This window comes from Nostoc sp. PCC 7524 (genome assembly GCF_000316645.1).
Classification (GTDB): domain Bacteria; phylum Cyanobacteriota; class Cyanobacteriia; order Cyanobacteriales; family Nostocaceae; genus Trichormus.
Genome location: NC_019684.1, coordinates 1,154,567 through 1,177,525, shown reverse-complemented (window position 1 = coordinate 1,177,525; position 22,959 = coordinate 1,154,567). Strand labels below are relative to the sequence as shown.

Annotated in this window: 15 protein-coding genes and 1 pseudogene; 10 read left to right on the top strand and 6 right to left on the bottom strand. The window is 42.0% G+C overall.

The window, feature by feature from the left end; genetic code table 11:
- Nucleotides 1–117: 117 nt before the first annotated feature.
- Nucleotides 118–1,263: a glycoside hydrolase family 10 protein gene (locus tag NOS7524_RS04900; RefSeq protein WP_015137363.1), complete on the bottom strand. Its 1,146-nt coding sequence runs from the start codon at nt 1,261–1,263 to the stop codon at nt 118–120.
- A 149-nt stretch (nt 1,264–1,412) separates the two neighbouring features.
- Between NOS7524_RS04900 and NOS7524_RS04895 the strand changes: the two genes are divergently transcribed.
- The 4 genes from NOS7524_RS04895 to NOS7524_RS04885 all read left to right on the top strand — a co-directional run bounded on the left by NOS7524_RS04895 (nt 1,413) and on the right by NOS7524_RS04885 (nt 4,243).
- Entirely contained in the window at nt 1,413–2,276 is an 864-nt protein-coding gene (locus NOS7524_RS04895) for an alpha/beta fold hydrolase (protein WP_015137362.1), read from the top strand.
- Between the two features lie 311 nt (nt 2,277–2,587).
- Nucleotides 2,588–3,046 (top strand): pentapeptide repeat-containing protein, encoded by a 459-nt coding sequence (locus tag NOS7524_RS04890; protein WP_015137361.1) that lies wholly within the window; start codon nt 2,588–2,590, stop codon nt 3,044–3,046.
- A 509-nt stretch (nt 3,047–3,555) separates the two neighbouring features.
- Nucleotides 3,556–3,759 (top strand): hypothetical protein, encoded by a 204-nt coding sequence (locus NOS7524_RS29225; RefSeq protein WP_144050839.1) that lies wholly within the window; start codon nt 3,556–3,558, stop codon nt 3,757–3,759.
- A gap of 46 nt (nt 3,760–3,805) precedes the next feature.
- Nucleotides 3,806–4,243 (top strand): CAAD domain-containing protein, encoded by a 438-nt coding sequence (locus NOS7524_RS04885; RefSeq protein WP_015137360.1) that lies wholly within the window; start codon nt 3,806–3,808, stop codon nt 4,241–4,243.
- Nucleotides 4,244–4,486: 243 nt separating this feature from the next.
- Here NOS7524_RS04885 and NOS7524_RS04880 read toward each other — a convergent pair whose 3' ends face one another.
- Together NOS7524_RS04880 and petH are read right to left on the bottom strand one after the other, a co-directional pair.
- On the bottom strand, nt 4,487–5,776 hold the full coding sequence (locus NOS7524_RS04880; protein ID WP_015137359.1) for a homoserine dehydrogenase: 1,290 nt from the start codon (nt 5,774–5,776) through the stop codon (nt 4,487–4,489).
- 124 nt (nt 5,777–5,900) lie between these two features.
- A complete protein-coding gene (gene petH, locus NOS7524_RS04875; protein ID WP_015137358.1) occupies nt 5,901–7,166 on the bottom strand; it encodes a ferredoxin--NADP reductase in 1,266 nt (421 codons plus the stop codon).
- 911 nt (nt 7,167–8,077) lie between these two features.
- Here petH and NOS7524_RS04870 point away from each other — a divergent pair.
- The 4 genes from NOS7524_RS04870 (at nt 8,078) to pcrA (ending at nt 15,346) form a co-directional block, all read left to right on the top strand.
- Complete coding sequence (locus NOS7524_RS04870) at nt 8,078–9,082, top strand: phosphoribulokinase (protein ID WP_015137356.1); 1,005 nt, start codon at nt 8,078–8,080, stop codon at nt 9,080–9,082.
- Between the two features lie 231 nt (nt 9,083–9,313).
- Entirely contained in the window at nt 9,314–10,588 is a 1,275-nt protein-coding gene (gene metK / locus NOS7524_RS04865; RefSeq protein ID WP_041555166.1) for a methionine adenosyltransferase, read from the top strand.
- A 569-nt stretch (nt 10,589–11,157) separates the two neighbouring features.
- Nucleotides 11,158–12,882: a sensor histidine kinase gene (locus NOS7524_RS04860; protein WP_015137354.1), complete on the top strand. Its 1,725-nt coding sequence runs from the start codon at nt 11,158–11,160 to the stop codon at nt 12,880–12,882.
- A 142-nt stretch (nt 12,883–13,024) separates the two neighbouring features.
- The gene (gene pcrA / locus NOS7524_RS04855) at nt 13,025–15,346 is read left to right on the top strand and encodes a DNA helicase PcrA (protein WP_015137353.1); all 2,322 of its coding nucleotides are present in this window, start codon (nt 13,025–13,027) and stop codon (nt 15,344–15,346) included.
- Nucleotides 15,347–15,394: 48 nt separating this feature from the next.
- Here the strand turns inward: pcrA and NOS7524_RS04850 are convergent, their stop codons facing one another.
- Nucleotides 15,395–16,465 (bottom strand): type I phosphomannose isomerase catalytic subunit, encoded by a 1,071-nt coding sequence (locus NOS7524_RS04850; RefSeq protein ID WP_015137352.1) that lies wholly within the window; start codon nt 16,463–16,465, stop codon nt 15,395–15,397.
- A 691-nt stretch (nt 16,466–17,156) separates the two neighbouring features.
- On the opposite strand from NOS7524_RS04850, the pseudogene NOS7524_RS28195 reads away from it, so the two are divergent.
- Nucleotides 17,157–18,423, top strand: a pseudogene (locus NOS7524_RS28195) (IS701 family transposase).
- Between the two features lie 74 nt (nt 18,424–18,497).
- Here the strand turns inward: NOS7524_RS28195 and NOS7524_RS04835 are convergent.
- Together NOS7524_RS04835 and NOS7524_RS04830 are read right to left on the bottom strand one after the other, a co-directional pair.
- Entirely contained in the window at nt 18,498–19,871 is a 1,374-nt protein-coding gene (locus NOS7524_RS04835) for an S-layer homology domain-containing protein (protein WP_015137350.1), read from the bottom strand.
- A gap of 228 nt (nt 19,872–20,099) precedes the next feature.
- The gene (locus NOS7524_RS04830) at nt 20,100–21,611 is read right to left on the bottom strand and encodes a hypothetical protein (RefSeq protein ID WP_015137349.1); all 1,512 of its coding nucleotides are present in this window, start codon (nt 21,609–21,611) and stop codon (nt 20,100–20,102) included.
- Between the two features lie 127 nt (nt 21,612–21,738).
- Between NOS7524_RS04830 and NOS7524_RS04825 the strand changes: the two genes are divergently transcribed.
- On the top strand, nt 21,739–22,944 hold the full coding sequence (locus tag NOS7524_RS04825) for a histidine kinase (protein ID WP_171815348.1): 1,206 nt from the start codon (nt 21,739–21,741) through the stop codon (nt 22,942–22,944).
- The last annotated feature ends 15 nt before the right edge of the window (nt 22,945–22,959 follow it).

The window sequence follows — 22,959 nt, the reverse complement described above, 5'->3', positions numbered from 1 at the left end:
GTTATAGGTTAGTAGTGAGGACTTTAGTCCTCATAATTAAGGACTAAAGTCCTCACTATGAACTGATGTACAGATTTATCAGGATGATGTTAAAAGTTTATGCAAAACTAAATTCTTCTAATTAAAAAAATTCTGCCAAAAACTGCGCCAACCCTGATTTTGCTGTTGTCTTCGGTTGAGACTACTGGCTGTATTCAAGTCAGTTAAAGTGGGAAATGAGGCGGATTTAGCATAGGAATGATTTTGTAAAGCTTTCGCTAAAGCATTGTTGTTTGCTCGCAAGCCTTCATAAAAAAAGAAAATTTCGCCTTGAATACCAAGTTGGCGATTATACTCAATTACCTGCAACAAATATTCTGAGGTAATACAATAAGACCCCAGTTTCATCAAAATTCCTGGTGCTAACTTTGGTAAAGTGGCATTTGTAAACTGTTCTCTCACCAGTTTATCTGCGATCGCTCGATAACTGGGAAAATCACGCCGATAAATTTGCGGGTGAATCATATCCACCAGTCCCCGGTTGAGCCATGTAGGGGAATCTTGCAAGTATTCCTGAAACGCCCAATCATGAATGTTAGGTGCTACCGACACGAGTAAGTTAGGGTTAACGGCTTTGACTTGCTGATACAGTCGCGCCCAAAACTCTGTCAAAATATCTGCCCGCCACTTTAGCCATTGTCTATCTTTCGGGTTTAGTGGTGGGTGGCGATGAAATTCTTGGCGATAGCGAGCGATAGTCTTGGCATCATACCCACCTTCACAGGGTAACGCTGGAAAGCGATCGTCTCCTTGAATGCCATCCACATCATAATTATTCACCACTTCCAGCACTAAGTTCAACAAGAATTCCTGTACTTCAGAATCAAGAGCATTCAGCCACTCAAAGCCATTTTTCTTGAGCAGATTGCCTTGGCAGTCACGGGCAGCCCATTCTGGTTTTCTGTGTAAAAGTAAACCACCGTTCAAATTATAAGAACTAGCAAAGCCATACTCAAACCAAGGAATGACTTTTAACCCAACTCGCCGCGCTTGTGTGACTACCTCCGCCAAAGGATCACGCCCCACAGACATAGGATCAATTTCTACCCCAAAAGTTTGTTGCATCGTCTGACTAGGGTACAGCGTCACAGCCTGATTCCACACCACAGGAAACACTACATTAAACCCCGTGGCAGCTAGAAAGTCCATCGCTTCAGCAATGCGCTGCTGTGATCTGAGAACTTTACTATCGGTAGTGGTTAACCAGACACCTCGTATTTCCATAACTGTGGAAGCAGGGGAACAGAGAGAAAAGGGGAAAGTCCTCCCCCTTGCCTTGCACCCTGCCCCAATTCCTCATGCCCTCAAGTAGATGTTTTAACTAGCACAGCATTAGATAATTAATAATTAGCATTTCCGCGAAAATACAACCTATGTCTGTAGTTCAACATTCTTGGCAGCACGAATATATCAATACTAATGGGGTGAAACTGCACTATGTCACCCAAGGCACAGGACGCTTGATGCTGATGTTACATGGGTTTCCTGAGTTTTGGTACTCTTGGCGGCATCAAATCCCAGAATTTGCTCAAGATTTTCAAGTTGTAGCCCTTGATTTGCGTGGCTATAACGATAGTGATAAGCCAAAAGAGCAATCAGCCTATGTGATGAAAGAATTTATTCAAGATGTTGCGGGAGTAATTAAAGGCTTAGGACACGATAGTTGTATTTTAGTCGGACATGATTGGGGAGGAGCGATCGCCTGGAATTTTGCCTATGCTCATCCCGAAATGGTAGAACGTTTGATTGTTCTGAACTTGCCTCACCCTGCGAAGTTTGCCCAAGGTTTATCTACTCCCCAACAGTTGCTTCGTAGTTGGTATATCTTCTTTTTTCAACTACCTTGGCTACCAGAATTATTTTTACAATCTTCCGATTATCAAGCAATTGAAAAAATCATTCCAGGTACAGCAATTAATCAAAGTGCTTTTACATCTGCTGATATTGCTGCTTATAAAAATGCGGCTGCAAAACCTGGCGCACTTACAGCCATGTTGAACTATTACCGTAATGTTTTTTCTCACTTCCTCCGCCAGCCCAATTGGGGCATTTTACAAGTACCAACACTGATGATTTGGGGAGAATGTGATACTGCTTTAGGAAAAGAACTTACTTACGATACTGCCACCTATGTCAAAAATCTCAAAATTAAGTATATTCCCGGTTGCGGACATTGGGTACAACAAGAACAACCAGAGCTAATCAACCAGTATATTCGAGAGTTTTTAGTTATTTAATATACATTGTTTTTACTGGTATTGGTGATATTTTTGCATAGGTAAATACTGAAAATTTGTTCTCCGGAAAAGTATATCTAATGATACATTTTCTTAACGATATTTAATATTAAATTAAAACAAGTATTTATGCCTAAAATATAGATGATCAATGGCTATAAACCATAGCCAATCATCTTTTCAGCCTCACAAATACACCTGTTATCTAGAAAAGCAAATTGTGATTTAAATCAACATTGTTTTGAAAGTTAGTGAGATAATAGAAACGTGAGGAAAAGAACGGACGTAAATTCAGGAGAAAGGGGGAAATTATGAAACTTAAGCTATTAGCAGCTGTCGCCTTAGCCACTCCCCTATTTTTTGTTAACTCAGTCAAAGCTGGGAATCCGCAAGACTTACAACGGTTATTATCAACTGGGGAATGTGTTGGGTGTAATCTATCAGGCATGAACCTCAATGGCGCTCATTTGATTGGTGCTGATTTACGAGGCGCTAATCTTGCTGGCGCAAACCTTTCTGGTGCTAACCTCGAAGGCGCTGATTTCACAGACGCTAACTTGAAAGGAGCGAACTTAACCGCCGCCTTTTTGACTAACGTCAACTTCAAAAAAGCCAATCTCAACAACGCCAACATGACTCGCGCTCATGTTTTCGATTCCAACGTGTATGGTGCATCAATGGAAAACCTCACCATCACTGATGCAGAAATCTATCACACTGCGATCGGTGTCGGTGGCGAAGAAGGTGAACAAATTCCTGATTGGGACTAGGCTTCACTAAGTCAGCTAATTTTAAGAAACAAAAGATGGGGTGGAGCAATTTGGGTTAAGAGTCACTGGGTGTTAGCCAGTCTTACCCTTCACCTACCCCCAATTATATTGCGTGTCTTGTTAAGGCTTTGAGAAACACAACTGGACACAATGTCAGCAAATCCTAACATAACTCCCAAACTTTAATTTTTCGTTACTTAATCCTGAAAGCAGTTGGTCACTCAGTAAGTTATGGCATCTAGAGCCAAAAGCTAGATAGACAGACTGTTTAACTTTGGAATACCAACTTCTGGATTTTGTAATGAGTCCAAATTTTTATTAAGTATCAGTATCCAGAACCAAGACGTTGATTGACGAACACGGCTTAAGATAGCTTTAATATTCAGATGAAATCAGCGTTTGTGCTTATATAAATGAGAGGTGGAGTGATTTTTGCATGATCTGTACTGTATAAGTACGATGATGAGCAACTGACACAGCCTAGGATAATGACAACCTGAGGATTCCAGTTGATTCACGACAACAAAACTCAGAAAGCCCCTGATTTTATTACATCCTCTAGCCTTCTGACTTCTATCCGCCTACTGAGTTTCTACCTTGTAGTTGATGCAGTAGATGTGAGGGGCAATTATGGTTATAAGACACAAAACCCTGTTCCTAAACTCAGTTTGATGCACGAGTGCATTGCCCAATCAACAGCCTTTTGGTTGTAATTGTCCGAATTAGAGAACCTCAACTGTCAAATTAATGGAAGTGAAAATGCAAGAACCGCAATTCGCAGAAACCCAATCCAAAGAGGCAACAGTGCCAGATATCAACAACCAAACAGGAACTATTACGAAACTCCAGCCTCCTGTGCAGTCTCAAGAGCAATGGGTACAATACGGAGAAAAAATTTCTGAATTTTTAGCAACTCTGCCTGATTACGTAGGTAACTTTTTTAATCAATACAAGCAGCCCCTAGTAAGCGTTGGCTTAATTGTGGGATCATTAGTTGCAGTCAGGGTACTATTGGCAGTATTGGACGCTTTAAACGATATTCCTTTGGTAGCACCAACTTTTGAATTGATTGGTATTGGTTACTCTGCTTGGTTTGTCTATCGCTACTTACTCAAAGCTTCAACCAGAAAAGAGCTAAACAATGAAATCACAACCTTAAAGTCGCAAGTAGTTGGTAAGGACGGTCAAGAAAGCTAATTTCTGACAGCTACTACAGGCTATAGACAATCATCAAATGGTCAAGCATTTATTTGCTTGACCATTTTTAACAGGCAATAGGCAATAGGGAATAGGCAATAGGCAATAGTTATTTTTGAAGTAATGAGTAATAAATAATGGGTATTACTCACTACTCATTACTCATTACTCATTACTCATTACTCACTACTCATTACTCATTTATGTAATTCCTCATCTCCCTACCCCCTCCTAGCTGCCCAATTACAACACTCGCAGAATACTAGGAATACTATCAACCGCTTCTAGACTTTGAATTTCTGCCAAAGCTTGGCGAAAATCACCTTCCCTGACATCGTGAGTCACTACGACAATCTCCGCTAATTGTCCCTGAAAACCTGTTTGGACAATTGACTCTAAACTCACATCATGATTACCGAAGCAAGTACCCAGTTTACCAATGACACCGGATTGGTCTTTGGTGAGGAATCGGGCATAAAATCGGCTTACGAGGTCTGATATGGGCGCAATTTGACAATAATCCTCATGTCTACAGGTTAATAGGGGATTGGGGGCGGCGGTATTACTTTTCAATGCAGCTACTAAACTTAAAATATCGGAAGTAACCGCGCTAGCAGTAGCACCCGCACCCGCACCAGGGCCGAAAAACATTACCTGGCCGATGGGTTCTCCTTCTACGAGAATGGCGTTATAAACACCGTTAATACTAGCTAAAGGATGTGCCTTGGGTACGAAGGTGGGATGAACTCTCACAGATAATTGTGAGGTATCGCTAACGTGGTTGGTGGCGATCGCTAGTAATTTAATCACAAAGCCCAATTTCTCTGCATAGGCAATATCGGTTTTACTAACTTGCCGAATCCCCTCACAATACACATCCTCTAAGCGAATCCGTCCCCCAAAAGCCAAGGATGCCAAAATCGCAATTTTATCACCTGCATCTAAGCCATCAACATCGGCGGTGGGGTCAGCTTCCGCGTAACCTAAGCGTTGAGCATCTGCCAACACATCACCAAAATCACTACCTTCGGTTTGCATCCGGGTGAGGATGTAGTTAGTTGTACCGTTGACAATCCCAGTCACGGTATGAATCCGGTTGACACTCAAAGCCTGTTTCAAGGGTTGAATTACCGGAATTCCACCCCCCACAGCCGCCTCTAGCATGACGTATAACCCGGCTTGATTGGCAGTTGTGAAAATTTCTGCCCCAAAGCGAGAAATGGCGGCTTTATTGGCGGTAACAACGTGTTTACCGTTTTTCAGGGCTTGGAGAATTAGCGATCGCGCTGGTTCTAACCCCCCCATGACTTCCACAATTATATCTATTGCTGGATCATTGACAATTGCTTCTAAATCTGTAGTGATGACCTGTGCAGGTAAATTCACATCACGGGATTTATCGAGCGATCGTACTCCCACCCGATAAATTTCTATTTCTTGTAACAACGGGTGACGACCAGGTGCATCTTGTAGTAACTGCACCGTCCCCGTTCCTACCGTACCTAATCCTAAAATTCCCAGCTTTACACCCACAAGCTTGCACCCAATTTCACCAATAACAATTGTAGGGTGAGTTATTCACCCACCCTACAGATTATCTTTTGTTAGTTGTTTTTGTCAGTCGTCTCAGTCTTCATACTGTGGACTAATGACTAACTTAGTATGTTTCAACGTGCCAACGGCCTGCTTTTTTGAGTTCTTTTTGGTAATCACTCCAGGTTATGCCTTCTTTAGCAGCCGCCGCAGTCAAAGCAGCATCAATACCGTCTTCCATACCGCGCAAACCGCAGATGTAGGTGTGAGTTTTTTCATTTTTGATTAACTTCCACAGTTCATCAGCGTGTTCTGCCACACGGTCTTGGATATACATTCTACCGCCTTGGGGGTTCTTTTGTTCCCGGCTGATGGCGCAGGTTAAGCGGAAGTTGTCGGGATACTTCTGCTGCATTTCTTCCAATTCTTCTTTGTACAGAATATTGGGAGTTGTGGGAACACCAAAGATTAACCAAGAGAAGCCTTTAAATTGATATTCTGGGTTAGCAGCTCTTTCTGCATCCTTAAACTGCCGCCACAGATAAGCACGCATAGGTGCAATACCTGTACCAGTTGCCATCATGATGACGTTGGCTTCTGGATCATCAGGTAACAGCATTTCCTTACCCACGGGGCCGGTGATTTTGACTTCATCACCAGGCTTTAACTGAGTTAGGTATGTAGAGCAAACACCGTAGACTGTTTCGCCGCTTTCTGGGTGCTTATACTCCAATTGACGGACGCACAGAGAAACTGTCTTGTCATCTACGTCATCACCGTGACGAGTAGAAGCAATAGAGTACAGTCTGAGTTTTTCTGGCTTACCGTTCTTATCCAAACCGGGAGGAATAATCCCAATACTTTGACCTTCGATGTACTTCAAATTTCCACCGGAAAGGTCAAATTTGAGATGTTGAACAATCCCAATTCCGCCTTCTTTCACCAATGTTTCATTAGAGATACATTTACCAATAAATGGAGCATTGGGGCGGTAGGTGTTTACAGGAACGTCAGCGTGTGCTTTTTTAGCTTTCGCTTGAGTCATGGTGTTGCCTTTGTTGTCTTTATTCTTCTGCTGTGGTTCAGCTGGTGGTTGAGCGAAGCCTTTCGCTTCACTTGTGGCTGTAACAGGTGTGGCTTTACCATTCAGTTGCTCTAACACGCTTACGGGTTGAATGCTAACAATCTTGCCGCCTAGGCGAGTGATCCGCTGCATTTCTTGATTCATCCGGTTGTAAGGCACTCTGATGAACACACTGCCACTTTTACGAATTGGGTAGTTCGTTTGATCAGTTTCTTCGTTCTGACGCAGACCCACCACTTCGTAAACGAAGACGCGGCTACCTGATTCTGTATTGGCAGCACCTTCAAAAGCACCTTGGTTGTACATTCTTTCTACCACTCCGATATTTACTTAACCGTTTCTCAAAAAAACTTTTCCCATCACAAGTCAGCTTTAGTTTATCGGATTTCCGGTTCCTAAAACTAGCTATCTGAGAAAGTGGCGTTATTAACTAACACCTGGCATGAGCATATTCACCAAGGACGTGTAGGCATAGTAATGAATACACCTGTTCACCTTCTAAGGTAATGGATAAGTCACTTGGAGAATGTTAATAATGAGTCAATTTAATCTTTTCTTTCGTGAGAAAATGACCCTGCATTTATCTCTATCTAGAGCAAGATGGAGTATCATAAAACACCAGAAGGTAATTTCAATTTGGAATACCCCATGTTAATTTAGACTCTATCAGTACCTAACTAGCATTCTGACGCTCAGGTTTGAGAAAATCTTTCATACCATTTACTAATTCATTCTGGAGATAGATCACAACACTAAATGTGTGAATCAGAGCGAAAGCCATAATGATGATATCTTACCAGAATTGAAAATTTTGCTGTCAAAAAAAATTATACCTTATACACTGTAATGATATGGGGAAGTTAATCATTAAAATAGCTACCCCTGTAGTAAGTATTGAGGACAGAATTTTTTTTAATCACAGATGGATAACTCAGTGTGTTTGGTAAACCATAAGATTGTATTGACAATAAATCTTGTATGGGATACCTCCTTCTGTTAAAATCAACTATACCACTAGGATTAAATACTTACCAGCCGATAAAGTAGAAATATTCAGACGAGTAGCGACCATGAATTTGGTAGTCAACCCGTCTGATGAGTCTTATATGTCGGTAAGTAGCAAGAACGCAGGACAAACCACAGAGGTGAACTCCTGGCTTCACATTCTGCTGTGTGAAAAATTATTGATTGACACATTTACTATTTAGAGGAGATTTATGACAAGTAAGCCGGAACGCGTGGTACTAATTGGAGTAGCCGGAGACTCCGGATGCGGGAAATCTACGTTTTTGCGTCGATTGACAGATTTGTTTGGCGAAGAGTTAATGACAGTGATCTGTTTAGATGACTATCATTGCTTGGATCGTAAACAACGCAAAGAAACCGGGATAACTGCACTTGACCCCAGGGCGAACAATTTTGACCTAATGTACGAGCAAATCAAGGCTCTCAAAGAAGGTCAAGCGATTAATAAGCCGATTTATAACCACGAAACCGGCATGATCGATCCACCGGAAATCGTAGAGCCAAATCACATTATAGTGGTTGAGGGTCTACATCCTTTATATGATGAACGGGTGCGATCGCTCCTCGACTTTAGCGTTTACTTCGATATCAGCGACGAAGTAAAAATTGCCTGGAAAATCCAGCGTGACATGGCAGAAAGAGGCCATCGCTATGAAGATGTCTTAGCCGCCATCAACTCCCGCAAACCCGATTTCCAAAAATATATCGAACCACAAAGAGAATTCGCCGATGTGGTTCTACAAGTATTGCCAACCAACCTGATCAAAAACGATACAGACCGCAAAGTATTGCGGGTAAGAATGCTACAACGGGAAGGCAAGGAAGGCTTTGAGCCAGCTTACCTGTTTGATGAAGGCTCAACCATCCAATGGACACCTTGTGGACGGAAGCTCACCTGCTCCTACCCCGGTATGCAAATGTACTACGGTTCCGATGTTTACTACGGTCGTTATGTCTCAGTTCTAGAGGTAGACGGTCAATTTGATAACCTAGAAGAAGTCATTTACATCGAAACCCATCTGAGCAACACCTCGACTAAGTACCAAGGTGAAATGACTCATTTATTACTCCAACACCGTGAGTATCCAGGCTCCAACAACGGTACTGGTTTGTTCCAAGTGCTAACAGGTTTAAAAATGCGTGCTACTTACGAGCGTTTAACAGCAAAAGAAGCAAAGCTTGCAGTTCAGGTTTAAAACAGCAGTGTTTGTGTCAAAAATCTTGGGAGTGGTTGAAAACACTCCCTTTTTTTTTGGCTATTGCCTATTCCCTAATTTATGAAATCTACGTAAGTCATCAATGTTTTTTCTTAAAGAACAAAATACTAACTACCGAATATGCCAATATTGTTATGATTTCAGTAATTAGAATTAGTAGCTGCACTAAAGATTTAGTCAGTGAAAATACTTTTAGAGGAGGAATACTCTTTGTCTCAACGCTACTTATTTACCTCCGAGTCAGTTACCGAAGGTCATCCTGATAAAATCTGCGATCAGATTTCTGATACGATTTTAGACACTTTACTTACACAAGACCCTACTAGCCGGGTGGCGGCCGAAGTGGTGGTTAACACTGGTTTAGTATTAATCACTGGTGAAATCACTACTAAAGCCAACGTCAATTATGTCAATATTGCCCGCAAGAAAATTGCGGAAATTGGCTATATTGATGCTGATAATGGCTTTTCTGCCAACAGTACCAGTGTGATTGTAGCTTTAGATGAACAATCACCAGATATTGCCCAAGGCGTTGACACTGCTCACGAAACCCGTCAGCAAGATAGTGAAGAACTATTTGATACTATTGGTGCTGGTGATCAAGGAATCATGTTTGGTTTTGCTTGTAACGAAACCCCAGAACTGATGCCCTTACCCGTGAGTCTAGCTCACCGCATTGCTCGCCGGCTAGCCGCAGTGCGGAAAACAGGGGACTTACCCTATCTCCGTCCTGATGGGAAAACCCAAGTCACCGTCATTTATGAAGACGGTCGCCCTGTAGGGATTGATACCATTCTCATTTCTACCCAGCATACAGCCACCATCGGCGAGATTACTGATGAGGCAGCAGTTCAAGCCAAAATTAAACAAGACCTGTGGACGGCTGTAGTTACACCAGTGTTTAGTGACCTGGAAATTAAACCAGGGCAAGAAACACGGTTTTTAGTTAACCCCACCGGTAAATTTGTCATTGGTGGCCCTCAAGGTGATTCTGGTTTGACCGGACGGAAAATTATTGTGGATACCTACGGTGGTTATTCACGACATGGTGGTGGTGCTTTCTCTGGTAAAGACCCCACAAAGGTAGACCGTTCGGCTGCTTATGCGGCTCGCTATGTGGCCAAAAACATTGTTGCGGCTGGTTTAGCCGACAAATGTGAAGTTCAGTTGAGTTACGCTATTGGTGTAGCGCGACCTGTGAGCATTTTTCTCGATACCTTCGGCACTGGCAAAGTCGATGATCAAACCTTGCTGGAATTAGTCAAGCAGAACTTTGAACTCCGTCCGGCGGGGATTATTCATGCTTTCAACTTACAGAACTTACCAAGTGAAAGAGGCGGACGTTTTTATCAGGACGTCGCGGCTTACGGACACTTTGGTCGGGATGACTTAGATTTGCCTTGGGAACGCACCGATAAGGCGGAATTATTAAAGCAAGCGGTGAATCATTCACTCTCAGCTGCGATCGCTCAGGCGCTCAAGTAAATTTCAGATAGTTGAATTTAGTAGTAAGATCAACAATTACTCAACAACCTCTGCCCGAAAGTTAACAGGCAGAGGTTTTTTCGATTAAATCAGCACCATATCCGGATTTTTGTCAGCTACAGGTTTTCCAAAAATCAAAGAAGAGTCCTATATTTTCCGGAATAATTCCTAGAAAATAGTAAAAGCTATTTGCGGAGCTTGCCAAAAGTCAGACTCACAATAGTTGAAATTGGTTAGACTAATGTAAAGTGGTAGCATAGTTAGGGCTGCAATACCTTTGAAATTACTGATCTTCACCAAAGAGTTTAGTAAGACGTTTTCAGAAAAACTTAACATAGGAAATTGCTAACTAATGGCACAAAAGATTACTCTAGGGTGCGGCAAAGCATCAGTGTAAAAATTCATATCAAAACGACTCAAATGTCATGAAGTCATGCGAATTATCTAGAAAGCAATTATTTGCGCTTGTTATAAAAGAAGATAATGTAGGTGTTAATTGACATTGGCAGTAGTTAGACAAATTAGACTGATTTGGTGGTTTTTGCGGGAGGGATAAGGAGATTTGAGGGATGCAAACTCAACAGCCAATCCCTGTTGACAACAGTTTAGAAGGCGAAAAAGTGTCAGTAGAAGAGCCATCCATAGATGAACTCCCAACTATAGAATTTCCTTCACGAGGGAAACTCAAAGCTAGTTCCTGGCGCATACATCAAAAAATTGGCTATGGCTACTTTGTAGCGATTGGTATCGGGTTTTTTGGCTCACTTACTGGATTAGTTATTGCCAACTACTACCGGGGAAGAGAAATTAGGCAATTCAATCAAGCTCAGGAACAACGCCAACTCCTGAGTGATTACAAAAATGCTGTGATTGGAGCGCAACTGCATAGCTCCAATATAGTGGCTTTATTGGAAGATCCACAACGACTACCAGCGAAAAAAGCCGAATTTTTGAGGAATGTAGAGACAGCCAAAAACCTAGAGCAGAAACTTGACAAGTATATCAAAGATGCGCCCCAATACGCATTAGCAGCAACGAGTGCTAATTTAAAGGCTCTATTACAAGATTATGCTTGGAACTTAAAATCTTACGTTGATCAGATAGATGCTGTTTTGCAGAACACTCAACAGCCTGTAGAGTCAAAACAAGTGGGTGTAGTCCGAGAGCAGTTATTGCAAATAATGCGTGGCTACACAGCCATACAACTAGATAATTTATCCGAAAAATTGACCAACATCCTCAGAACTGCCGAAGAACAAGAGCGAAAAAGGCAAATAGATGTTGAGCAAGCCAAAGGAGTTGAGAGAATAATTGTGATGGTGAGTATGCTGGTGTCAGTAGCGATCGCCGCCATCATAGCATGGCGCACCAGTCGCGCGATCGCTGAACCTGTAATCATCGTCACCCAAGTAGCTGAACAAGTTGCACGGAAACATAATTTTGATTTACGCGCACCAGTCACCACAGAAGATGAAATAGGCTTACTCGCAAAATCACTGAATCGGCTGATTGAGAGAGTATCAGAACGCACTAGAGAACTAGAACAAGCCAAAGAATTAGCCGAAGCTGCTAGTAAAGCCAAGAGTAGATTTTTAGCCAATGTCAGTCATGAGTTACGCACACCCTTAAACGCAGTGATTGGCTTAAGTCAACTACTACAAGATGATGCAACGGATCTCAATTTATCGGGAGACTTCATCACCGACTTAGAAACCATCAACTCGGCTGGTAGACATTTACTGGAACTAATTAACGACATCCTCGACTTATCTAAAATTGAAGCCGAGAAAATGACTCTCTACCCAGAGACGTTTGAGATTGCCACACTAATTAATAACGTTGTCCTCACAGTCAAACCAGCTATAGAAAAAAATGGCAATGTCTTAGAAGTTGATTATGATGAATATCTAGGTACAATGTACGCCGATCAAACCAGGATGCGGCAAGTATTATTAAATTTATTAAGTAACGCTGCTAAATTTACCACTAACGGCAAGATAACGCTAACAGTGAAGCACGATAAACAAAACTTCTCCCTAGAAGCTCCCTTGGGAATGATGACGTTCACCGTTAGCGATACAGGTATTGGGATGTCTCCCGCTCAACAGCAACAGTTATTTCAACCCTTTATCCAAGGTGATACCTCGACTACAAAAAAATATGGTGGTACAGGGCTAGGTTTAGCTATTAGTCGCCACTTTTGTCAGATGATGGGTGGTGAGATTGTGGTGCAAAGTCAACCAGGAGTTGGTTCGACGTTTACAGTTAACTTACCATTGACGGTGCAGGAGTGAATTGGGGATTGGGGATTGGGGACTGGGGACTGGGAGTAAGGGAGACAAGGAAGCTTATGGCCTGTTGACTAATGACTATTGACTATGGACTAATGACTATTGACTCTTGACTATTGACGAAGTTATCAGCACTCCTCACACCATGACTACAAGCATCGACTTTCTCAGTCACCTCAATCCCAGCCAACGTCAAGCCGTGGAACATCACTGTGGCCCTTTGTTAGTTGTGGCTGGTGCTGGTTCGGGTAAAACACGCGCCTTAACTTACCGAATTGCTAACTTGATTCTCAAACACCGTGTCGCTCCTGAAAACATCTTGGCGGTGACTTTCACTAACAAAGCCGCACGGGAAATGAAAGAACGGATTCAGAAGTTGTTTGCTGAACAGTTGGCTATGGCAGAATATGGTCAACGGTTAGAGTTGCTGCCAGAATACGAACAAACTAAACTGCGATCGCGTGTTTATAAAGATACCATTAAAGAGTTGTGGTGTGGTACTTTCCACAGTCTGTTTTCGCGAATTCTCCGCTTTGATATTGAAAAATATCAAGATGAAAAAGGCAGAAAATGGGATCGTAATTTCTCTATTTTTGATGAATCTGATGTGCAAAGTCTCATTAAAGAGATTGTCACTAAACAATTAAATTTAGACGATAAAAAGTTTGAACCCCGTTCTGTGCGTTACGCCATCAGTAACGCCAAAAACCAAGGCTTGTCACCACAAGAATTTGAAAAAGAACAACCTAATTATCGCGGCAGAGTAATTGCTGATGTCTATAATCGTTATCAAGATAGATTGACACAAAACAATGCCCTCGATTTTGATGATTTAATTCTGGTTCCTACCAGATTATTTCAACAAAATGAGCAGGTTTTAGGGTATTGGCATCGCAAATTTGGTCATATTCTTGTCGATGAATATCAAGATACCAACCGCACTCAATATGATTTGATTCGCCTGTTGGTGACGAATGGTGAAGATAAAAAAAGTGAATGGAATTGGCAAAATCGCTCAGTGTTTGTTGTGGGTGATGCTGACCAATCTATTTACAGTTTTAGAATGGCAGATTTCACCATCTTGTTAGAATTTCAAAATGACTTTGGTGATGGTTTGCCAGATGCAGACACTAGAACAATGGTGAAGTTAGAAGAAAACTATCGTTCTTGTGAAAATATTCTGCAAGCCGCTAATGAATTAATTGAAAATAACACCCAACGCATCGATAAAGTCCTTAAGCCGACACGGGGAGCAGGTGAGCAAATTTATTGTCACAAGGCAGATGATGAATTAGAGGAAGCAGAATTTGTGATTAGGCAAATTCGCACCTTAGAACACCAAAATCCGGAATTGAATTGGGGCAGTTTTGCCATTCTTTATCGTACCAATGCCCAATCTCGCCCCTTTGAAGAATTGTTAGTTAGGAATCAAATTCCTTACACAGTTGTCGGGGGGATGAAGTTTTATGATCGTAAAGAAATTAAAGATGTCTTAGCTTATTTAAGAGCGATCGCTAACCCATCTGATACAGTCAGTTTATTACGAGTTATTAATACACCCCGCCGTGGTATTGGTAAAGCCACTATTGATAATTTAGTTAACGCTTCCCAGCAATTAGGCACAACCCTTTGGGAAATATTGAGTGATGAAACCTCAGTTAATACCTTAGCGGGGCGTTCTGCCAAAGCTGTAAATAACTTTGCCCAAATGATTAATCGTTGGCAAGGAGAAATTGCCACAGTTCCCGTTTCCGAGTTAGTCACGGGCATTTTAGATGATTCTGGTTACGTGCAGGACTTGCAAAGTCAAGGTACAGACGAAGCGGAAGATAGAATCCAAAACGTCCAGGAACTTTACAACGCGGTGCTGCAATTTCAAGAAGAAAGTGAAAATGTTTCTTTAACAGATTTCTTGCAAAGTACCGCCCTCAGTTCTGATTTAGATAACTTAAAAGAAGGACAAACAGCCGTTTCCTTGATGACATTGCACGCATCCAAAGGCTTAGAATTTCCTGTGGTGTTTTTAGTGGGGTTAGAACAGGGACTATTCCCCAACTACCGTTCCATGAATGATCCTGCCGCCTTAGAAGAAGAGCGCCGCCTGTGTTATGTGGGAATTACCCGCGCCCAAGAGAGACTACACTTATCATTCGCCCGTGAACGCCGCTTATATGGTACACGAGAACCTGCCCTGCGATCGCAATTTCTCGATGAGCTACCCGCAGAATTATTAGCTACCCAAAGTAAGATGCGTCAAACTTATACTAAAACTGCGGTAGGTAATGGTAAGCCAGCAGCTACACAAAATTGGCGAGTCGGCGAGCGAGTATTACATAAAACTTTTGGTATAGGTGAAATAACTCACGTTTTTGGAGAAGGAAATAAAGTTTCTGTAGCAATTAAATTTGCTAGTTTGGGGCAGAAAATTATTGATCCTAGAGTAGCGCAGTTGCAAAAAATGGATTAAGTAGATAGGCACAAATAAAAATGACTATAAAAATTTCTTCCCCACTCCCTACTCCCCACTCCCTATCTCACCTAGATTCCATATTTGCTCTTGATCGTATCCTGCTGCTTGCAGTGGCGCAATTATATCGAGTTGTAAATCTGGCACATAACAGGCTATCAGATGGGTTTGATGTTCTGGAACAATGCAAACCTCTCCGATAGCGGCGGGTAAAATACAAGACTCTCCTGGCTGTAAATACTCGATACCAGAGCTAAATTCTAGCTGCACAACATTGCCAACATTGGAGAGAATCAGACAACGCCGGGGATGTGATGGTTCTAAATACGATTCATTTAAAATCCAGTGTTCCAGAGCAAAATAATGACTAGCACAGCCAAAAATCCTGGAATTAGCTCCCGATTGTAACTTTAGCCCACTGTTGGGACGAGGTTGATAATGGTTTTTTAGCTCATCAAGGGCTGCATTAATATTGGCGTACCACTCTTGTTGGCTATACTCGTTGCCATACAAATCTGTCGGCATCACAGATTGAGCTAAATTTGAGGTTTGTTGAATTTCAAAAACCAGTGTCTCCGGGCCGAAAGCGTGGATAATACCTGCTGGTACGTAGACAGTATCTCCAGCTTGTATCGGATGACGTACCATGACAGAATCATAGTCACAGGTGGCAAAAGCTGCAAATAGCTGCTCTCGTGTAAATTCTGACTTGAGTCCTGCTAATACTGTTGCTCCTGGTGCTGCCCAGAGAATGTGCCACGCTTCGGTTTTACCATTTGGTTCGTTATGCAGTTTCTGAGCCATTTCATCATCTGCGTGGAGATGTACAGGCAGCATATGAGAAGCATCAATAAATTTGGATAGTAGAGGGAAGTGTGGCCCCTGCCAACCCTTACCAACAAGTTCGTCAGGGTGAGCTAATGTGAGTTCGTGTAAAGTGCTACCAGTCAAAAAGCCATTAACTACAGTCCCTGTTTTATCCTTGTAGTCGCTTACTTCCCAAGTTTCAGCGATTCTTCCAGAAGGTAAGTCATGTTTCCCCAGACGTTCCGGAATTACCCGTTCTCCAAAAGCGTATTTTTGAACATTAGTAGTTAACTTCAGTGGATACCAATCCATGAAAAAATTACCCAATCATACTTCTAGTTTCTATGTCTTAATTAGGTAATGCCTCTATCTCTAGGCTAATGAAAATATGAATATGTATTTTTAATTGCTAGCAAACAGTCTTAATCAATTTAAAGTAGTGGCTTTGACAGCATTTACTCAGGTTAATCATTTATTAGTAAATTCAGCCTGAATAAAGAATAGGGGGAGATTGTGAATAAAAATCTAGTCAGCTTGATCAGTTTTATAGCTGCTATAGGTTTCAGTATTGGAGCAATCACCATAATTCAAGGGATGAATATACCTATTCTGATTACTCTTAGTGTTTCTCTAATTAGTACCTTTGCTTTGATAATTTTTATTTTTATACATAGTTTGATATCTCATTTTAAATAATACAAAAACTGATGTATATAATATTGAGTTATGAAAGAAGCAAGGCTATGTCTAAAATGTGTTGCCAAGATTTTTGGCATTGGTATTAGGTTTGAATACTGAAGATATATTCAAATATAAACTCCCTACTCTCTATCCTGATAATGATGCTAAGGGGACACCAAAAAATAAATTATTCCAAATTGACGGTTATTAGGGTGCGTCAGTATGAATAATTTCTTGGTACAGCTAGCGGGACTTAAACAAAAATTAAGCCCAAAAAGAGTATAATGCTTAACTAACATAGCTTTCACGTTAGAAAAAGCTCATGAAAGAAACCACTCCCACAGCGATGCCCCCGTGCTTTGAAAGATGGTGTCAAAGATTTGATGATGTGTTTACTCATAAAGCTCAAAAAAGAGAGTTTAGACACTATATAGGGGGATTACTGGGGGAAAGTGAGAGAAAAAACCTGTTTCAAATGGCGGATAATGCTGTAGGTGTAACTTACCACCGATTACATCACTTTTTGACCGAAGCACCTTGGTCTAGTGGGCAGGTGAATGAGCGTCGATTGGAAATCATGAATAAGTGCAGTCAAACGAGAATTAGTAGAGGTTTTAGCTTAATAATTGATGATTCTGGTCATAGAAAAAGTGGTAATTTTACTGCTGGTGTGGGGAGACAGTATATTGGAGAAATTGGCAAAACAGATAATGGAATCGTAGTAGTAACAACGCATTTATATGATGGCAGAAAAAGCTTACCGTTAGATATAGAGTTATATCAACACGCTGATTCTTTAGCTCAAGGAAAACAAGATCCTCTATTTGAGAAAAAACCAGAACTAGCAATCAAGTTAATAGATCAAGCCCTAAACAGAAAATATCAACCTGGGATAGTAATTGTAGATGCTGGATATGGCAACAATACATCATTTTTATTAGAGTTGGAAAAACGGCAATTAAAATATTTAGGAGGATTAGCTAAAAATCGAAAAGTAACAGTTAATCAAACAGATAATATTCAACAAACAATTCGGTTAGATGAATTAGCCCCAGAGCTTACCCAAAGAGGCTTTCACAGAAATTCAAACAGATTTGGATAAACCCAAAACATTATGGGTAGTAACTTGTGAAGTGGAAATATCAAGTTTAACTGGAAAGCGAAATATTGCTATCGTCATGAATGCTTCTACTTTCTCAGCAGCCACCGATATTGACTACTTCATCACTAATATATCTTCATCAATTGTTACACCACAATGGATAGTTGATACATATTCTCAAAGGAATTGGGTAGAAGTTTTTTACAGGGAAGCTAAAGGATGGTTAGGACTTAAAGAATATCAAGTTCGTGATAAAAGGAGTTTACTGCGCCATTTTATTTTGGTTTTCTGTGCCTATACTTTTATTCTTTGGCATCAGTTAACTGGAGGATTAAGACGACGGTGGGCAAACAAACCTTTAAATACTTTTACTGAAGCTTTAGAAGCTTTCAGAACAGCCATGTCTTTTCGATTTATTGATTGGTTGAACTTAAATCGTGACGTGTTTGCTGCTTACAAAGCTAGTTTGGGTTACATTTGGGCTTGATTTTTGTCTAAGTCCCGCTAGGCTTTCTCGCACTGACGCACCCTACACTTTGAATATTTTTGTATTTGGAAGCCCTAATTTGGCGATCGCTGTAGTTTTTGTGCTTCAGTAGCCGATATTCCCTCACCCTGAGTCCCGAAGTACCACAACACCCCCGCCGCTTCTGCACGAGTTACTGGTTTTTTGGGTTGCAACAGGGTTGTATAACCAAATACACGCCGAATATTTGATTGTTCACCATTTTGGAAATCAGCTAAAACTGCTCTCAACGCTTTGGGGTCAATTTTTCCCGTATCTTGAAACCCCCAAGTTTCCTTAACTGTTTCCAGATTGGCAGCAGGTAAGCCTTGACGTGTATCTAAAGGTACTTTCCACAACAGCATTTGCTCCCGTGTTAAAGGTGCATCAGGACGGAATAAAACTGCGGTGGAGTCTCCAGACAAGGCGCTAGGAATTAACCCAGCTTCCGCTAATCCCTGAATGGCTGGAAAATCAAGGTCTTGACGCGACACATCACTAAAAGTAGGTTGTGTACTTTCTGATGCTAGACGAATTTGTTTAGCAGGATTATTGGCGTACATCGCATTATTAGCCGCCACTAGCCAACGGGCATATTCTCGGCGAGTAATAATTTTACCCGGTTCAAATTGGTTAGTGGTTGTATTGGAATTATTTTTAGTGCCAGATGATGCAGACGTAAATATACCCAATGCGCCTAAATCTTGAATATATTGTCGCAGTTGTTGCGGTGCTTTATTCAGATCGCTAAATGCTTGAGATGATAATGTTGCGGTTGGTGTTGAGTTCTCAGTTATACTTCCCCAATTGGCAGGAGGTACCGGGCCGATGAACTGTGGATCAACTGCTTGGGGTGAGTTATTAGCGGTTGGAGTTGATGAGTCTGGAGTAGTAGCTGTACTATTTGGTACGTAATCAATCTTGATTAGGGTAGCAGTTTGTGGTTGATTAGGAGCGGGGTTAGTCACTGATTGCGGCTGAATCGATACATTCACCAGCAAATCGTTGCGCCGGGCTGCAAAACTACCTTCTACCTCATCCGTTGGCTGTTGTAAAATTTGCCAGTTGTTGGCTTGAAACTGGCTACGGTAAAAGCTAGTAATAAAATTGCTGGGATCAGAACTCAACCAACGGGTTGAGACTCTGTTTTCTGCACCACTAGCAGGTGTAATTTCCTCTAGTTTGGCATTGGCATATATAGGAATCTCTTGGGGAAAATCCGCAGGTAATTGTACTGAGGGTTGATTTTGATCCGATTGCGGTTCACCTTCTGGAGATTTACCAAAGATGACTGGGTTACTTTGTAGCCTGGGATCTGCTGCCAAAGACTGTTCCAGATTTTTGGCAGTGGGAGCATTGGCACAGGCTGTTAACGAAGTCAGTAAAACAGCCAAACCTAAAAATGCGATTGGACGTTTACAGAGAAGCACAGGAAATCACAAACGCGTGTCAATTCCTACCCTAGCGCAGACTGGCCTGATTTATGGTGGGAGGCTAGAGAATTTTGGGGGAGAGGGGAGAGATGGGGGAGTGAGGGGAGATGAGGGAGCAGGGGGAGCAGGGGAGCAGAGGAGAATACTAATATTTGTCTAGCCCAGTCCCCAGTCCCCAGTCCCCAGTACCCAATCCCCAATCCCCAGTCCCCAATCCCCAGTCCCTCATAACTGCAAAATTTGCGGTGCTGGTAGCTCATGTATAACTCGCCACAGTATAGTGTAGCTGCCATCGCCACGCTGACGCACGGGACGGAAGGCGATAATCATGTCACTACTACGTATTTGTTGTAATTGGTCTATGTAGCGTTGTTTTTCGGCGGCGACTAACTGACCATTTAAAATAATCTCTGGTAGTTGGAATTGTAGCGATCGCACTAAATAAGTATGATTTAATTTGGCGGTTGCACTAGCTAAAATCACTTGGTTTTGCTGCCAGTTCTGGTCTTTGCCAGTTAAGAATCTCCGTCTTTCTACTTGCAAAGCTTCTAACTGTTTGGGAGGCTGGTAATTGAGCAAAAATTCCCGTGTGGGTGACACCACAGCCTTGAGTCTGTGATCCAACTTCTCCAAAGGGATATCCCCCACATCTACCATGAAACTGTAATCTACCCCTGGATGCTGCATTTGGAAGCGATCGCCGATTAATTGAAGTGCTAGACTATGTTTAAACCCTGCTTGAGCATCACCCAAAGTTGGGAAGGGATAACGCTCACTGACGCTAGGTTGCAGCCGATTCCGCACAGTATTGAGTGGACGTTGGTAAGCAGCAGCAGCTAACACGCGAAAAATTCCAGTGTGTGGTAGTTGTAAAAACTTGGCATAAGTTTGCGGTTCTTGAGGATCTAAGTCGTAAGCAAAACGGTCAAGGGCAGCAGTAGTTTCCTGGGGATTTGTGAATTGAGTTCCAGTAGGAAATGCAACTTGGGCTGCTGTTAAAAATCTCTTGGCATTAGCTAAAACAGTCAGGGCTGTTTCTGGAGGTGCGATCGCAGGTTGTAAAGGCGGGTTATAGTTAGCTATAGCTGTCTTACCAACTCTACCAATAATAGGTAACGCATTAGAGGCAGATACTTCTGAAGACTGTGCAGATGCTAGATTTGGCTCCCCAGTGGAGAAGGGTGTTGCAGGTTTGCCCAAATTGGGACGCTGCACAGGGGCAATTGTCAGCACAGGGTCTGATAGCCGTTCACCATTGACTAGAGGTAACTGTCTGACTAAAGCTAATTCGCCCCGCCGAGACAACAACTGGTCTAGGACTGGCGCAAGTTTTAATAATTCCTGGTGAGAAGCATACAAGGCGCAATAAATTTTTCCTTGTTGCTCTGTCAACTGCCCAGGTAGAGGGGATACATCTCTGTTACTACATACACTTTTGGGATTGTAGTATTGATGCTTGAGAAAACCTTCAGTGTTTTTGGCTTGGAAAATTAATTGCCCCCGCACCGCCCGCACCCGATTAGCATCAGGAGCAATTAACGCCTGCTCAATCCGGGCAGTAAAATCTACTTGTTGCTGAATCAATTCTCGTACTTGAGTATAAAAATTTTCATTCTTTGACTCTACTGCCGGAGTATGATTAAGAGAAGATGAAGACGGATATTGCACAGCTAGAACGTTTCTCGCAACACAAGCCAACCAAAATGGAAGCAAGACGCTCAAAAATATGTACCTCATGGCAAAAACCCTGTATAGATGGGAGTATGCAAAATCTAAAATAGATATTAAATTGAATAACAAGAACGACCATTGACAACTGTCAGTCTATTCTAAATTTCTGCCAAGCGCCGCCGGGTTGTTACCAGTGCTGAAACAAGATTCCATGCAAGTTTCCCAGGATCAGCCTATTTATTATGAGGCTCCACTCCAGCTGCTACTGTTTATTGATGGACGACCTAAGTCCAAACAGCAGGTGCAGCGTATCCGTGCTTACTTACAACAATTAGAAGCTGAGTATAAATTTGAACTGCAAATTATTGATGTTGGGCAACAACCATATTTGGCAGAACATTTTAAATTAGTAGCGACACCAGCTTTAATCAAAATTCACCCAGAACCTAGGCAGATTCTCACTGGCAGCAACATCATCACCCAATTGAAAACTTGGTGGCCTCGCTGGCAAACAGCTGTAGACACCTACCTCCAGTTGCAGGAAGACTTAGAAGAATGTATAGATGACAATGGTCAGGTATCACAACCTCAATCCACCATCCGTTCCGTTGCCGTTTCTGCGGAACTGATCAAACTTTCTGATGAAATTTTCCATCTCAAACAAGAAAAAGAGCAACTTTTAGAGCAGTTACAATTTAAAGATAGAGTAATTGGGATGCTGGCTCACGACCTCCGCAATCCTTTAACAGCTGCGGCGATCGCTATCGAAACCCTACAATCTAACTACAATCCCGAAACAGGCGAATTTAAGAGTCTCAAACCAGCATTAATCGCCCATTTATTCAAGCAAGCCCGTAATCAAACCAAAACCATCGACAGGATGATTGCGGATCTGTTACAAGTGGGTCGTGGTCATGATAAAGAGTTTTCCATCACACCCCAGAAGATAAAATTAGGTGTAGTGTGTTTTGATATCCTAGAGGAATTGCGCGATCGCTACACCACCAAATCCCTGAAGATAGAAACCGATATCCCCAACGATTTACCTTGTGTATATGCTGACCCAGAACGCATCCGCCAAGTCTTAATCAATCTTTTAGATAATGCCATCAAATATACTCCAGAAGGTGGCACAATCAACATTGCCGGATTGCACCGCACCACCCAAAAAGTTCAATTCAGTATTGGCGATACTGGTCCTGGTATTCCCCCAGAAAATCGCGAACTGATCTTTGAAAACCACTATCGCCTAGAACGGGATGAAGGTACAGAAGGTTATGGTATTGGTTTGTGTTTATGCAAACGCATCATCCGGGCGCATTACGGCCAAATTTGGGTAGACTCTAACCCCCAAGGTGGAGCATTATTTCACTTTACTGTGCCAGTTTACCCTTTTTAAGCACTTAAGAAATGA

Coding starts and splice junctions, on each gene's coding strand:
- petH (WP_015137358.1), bottom strand. CDS start 7,166: ATGTACAACCAAGGTGCTTTTGAAGGTGCTGCCAATACAGAATCAGGT.
- NOS7524_RS04890 (WP_015137361.1), top strand. CDS start 2,588: ATGAAACTTAAGCTATTAGCAGCTGTCGCCTTAGCCACTCCCCTATTT.
- pcrA (WP_015137353.1), top strand. CDS start 13,025: ATGACTACAAGCATCGACTTTCTCAGTCACCTCAATCCCAGCCAACGT.
- NOS7524_RS04885 (WP_015137360.1), top strand. CDS start 3,806: ATGCAAGAACCGCAATTCGCAGAAACCCAATCCAAAGAGGCAACAGTG.
- NOS7524_RS04900 (WP_015137363.1), bottom strand. CDS start 1,263: ATGGAAATACGAGGTGTCTGGTTAACCACTACCGATAGTAAAGTTCTC.
- NOS7524_RS04830 (WP_015137349.1), bottom strand. CDS start 21,611: ATGAGGTACATATTTTTGAGCGTCTTGCTTCCATTTTGGTTGGCTTGT.
- NOS7524_RS04870 (WP_015137356.1), top strand. CDS start 8,078: ATGACAAGTAAGCCGGAACGCGTGGTACTAATTGGAGTAGCCGGAGAC.
- NOS7524_RS04860 (WP_015137354.1), top strand. CDS start 11,158: ATGCAAACTCAACAGCCAATCCCTGTTGACAACAGTTTAGAAGGCGAA.
- NOS7524_RS04850 (WP_015137352.1), bottom strand. CDS start 16,465: ATGGATTGGTATCCACTGAAGTTAACTACTAATGTTCAAAAATACGCT.
- NOS7524_RS04895 (WP_015137362.1), top strand. CDS start 1,413: ATGTCTGTAGTTCAACATTCTTGGCAGCACGAATATATCAATACTAAT.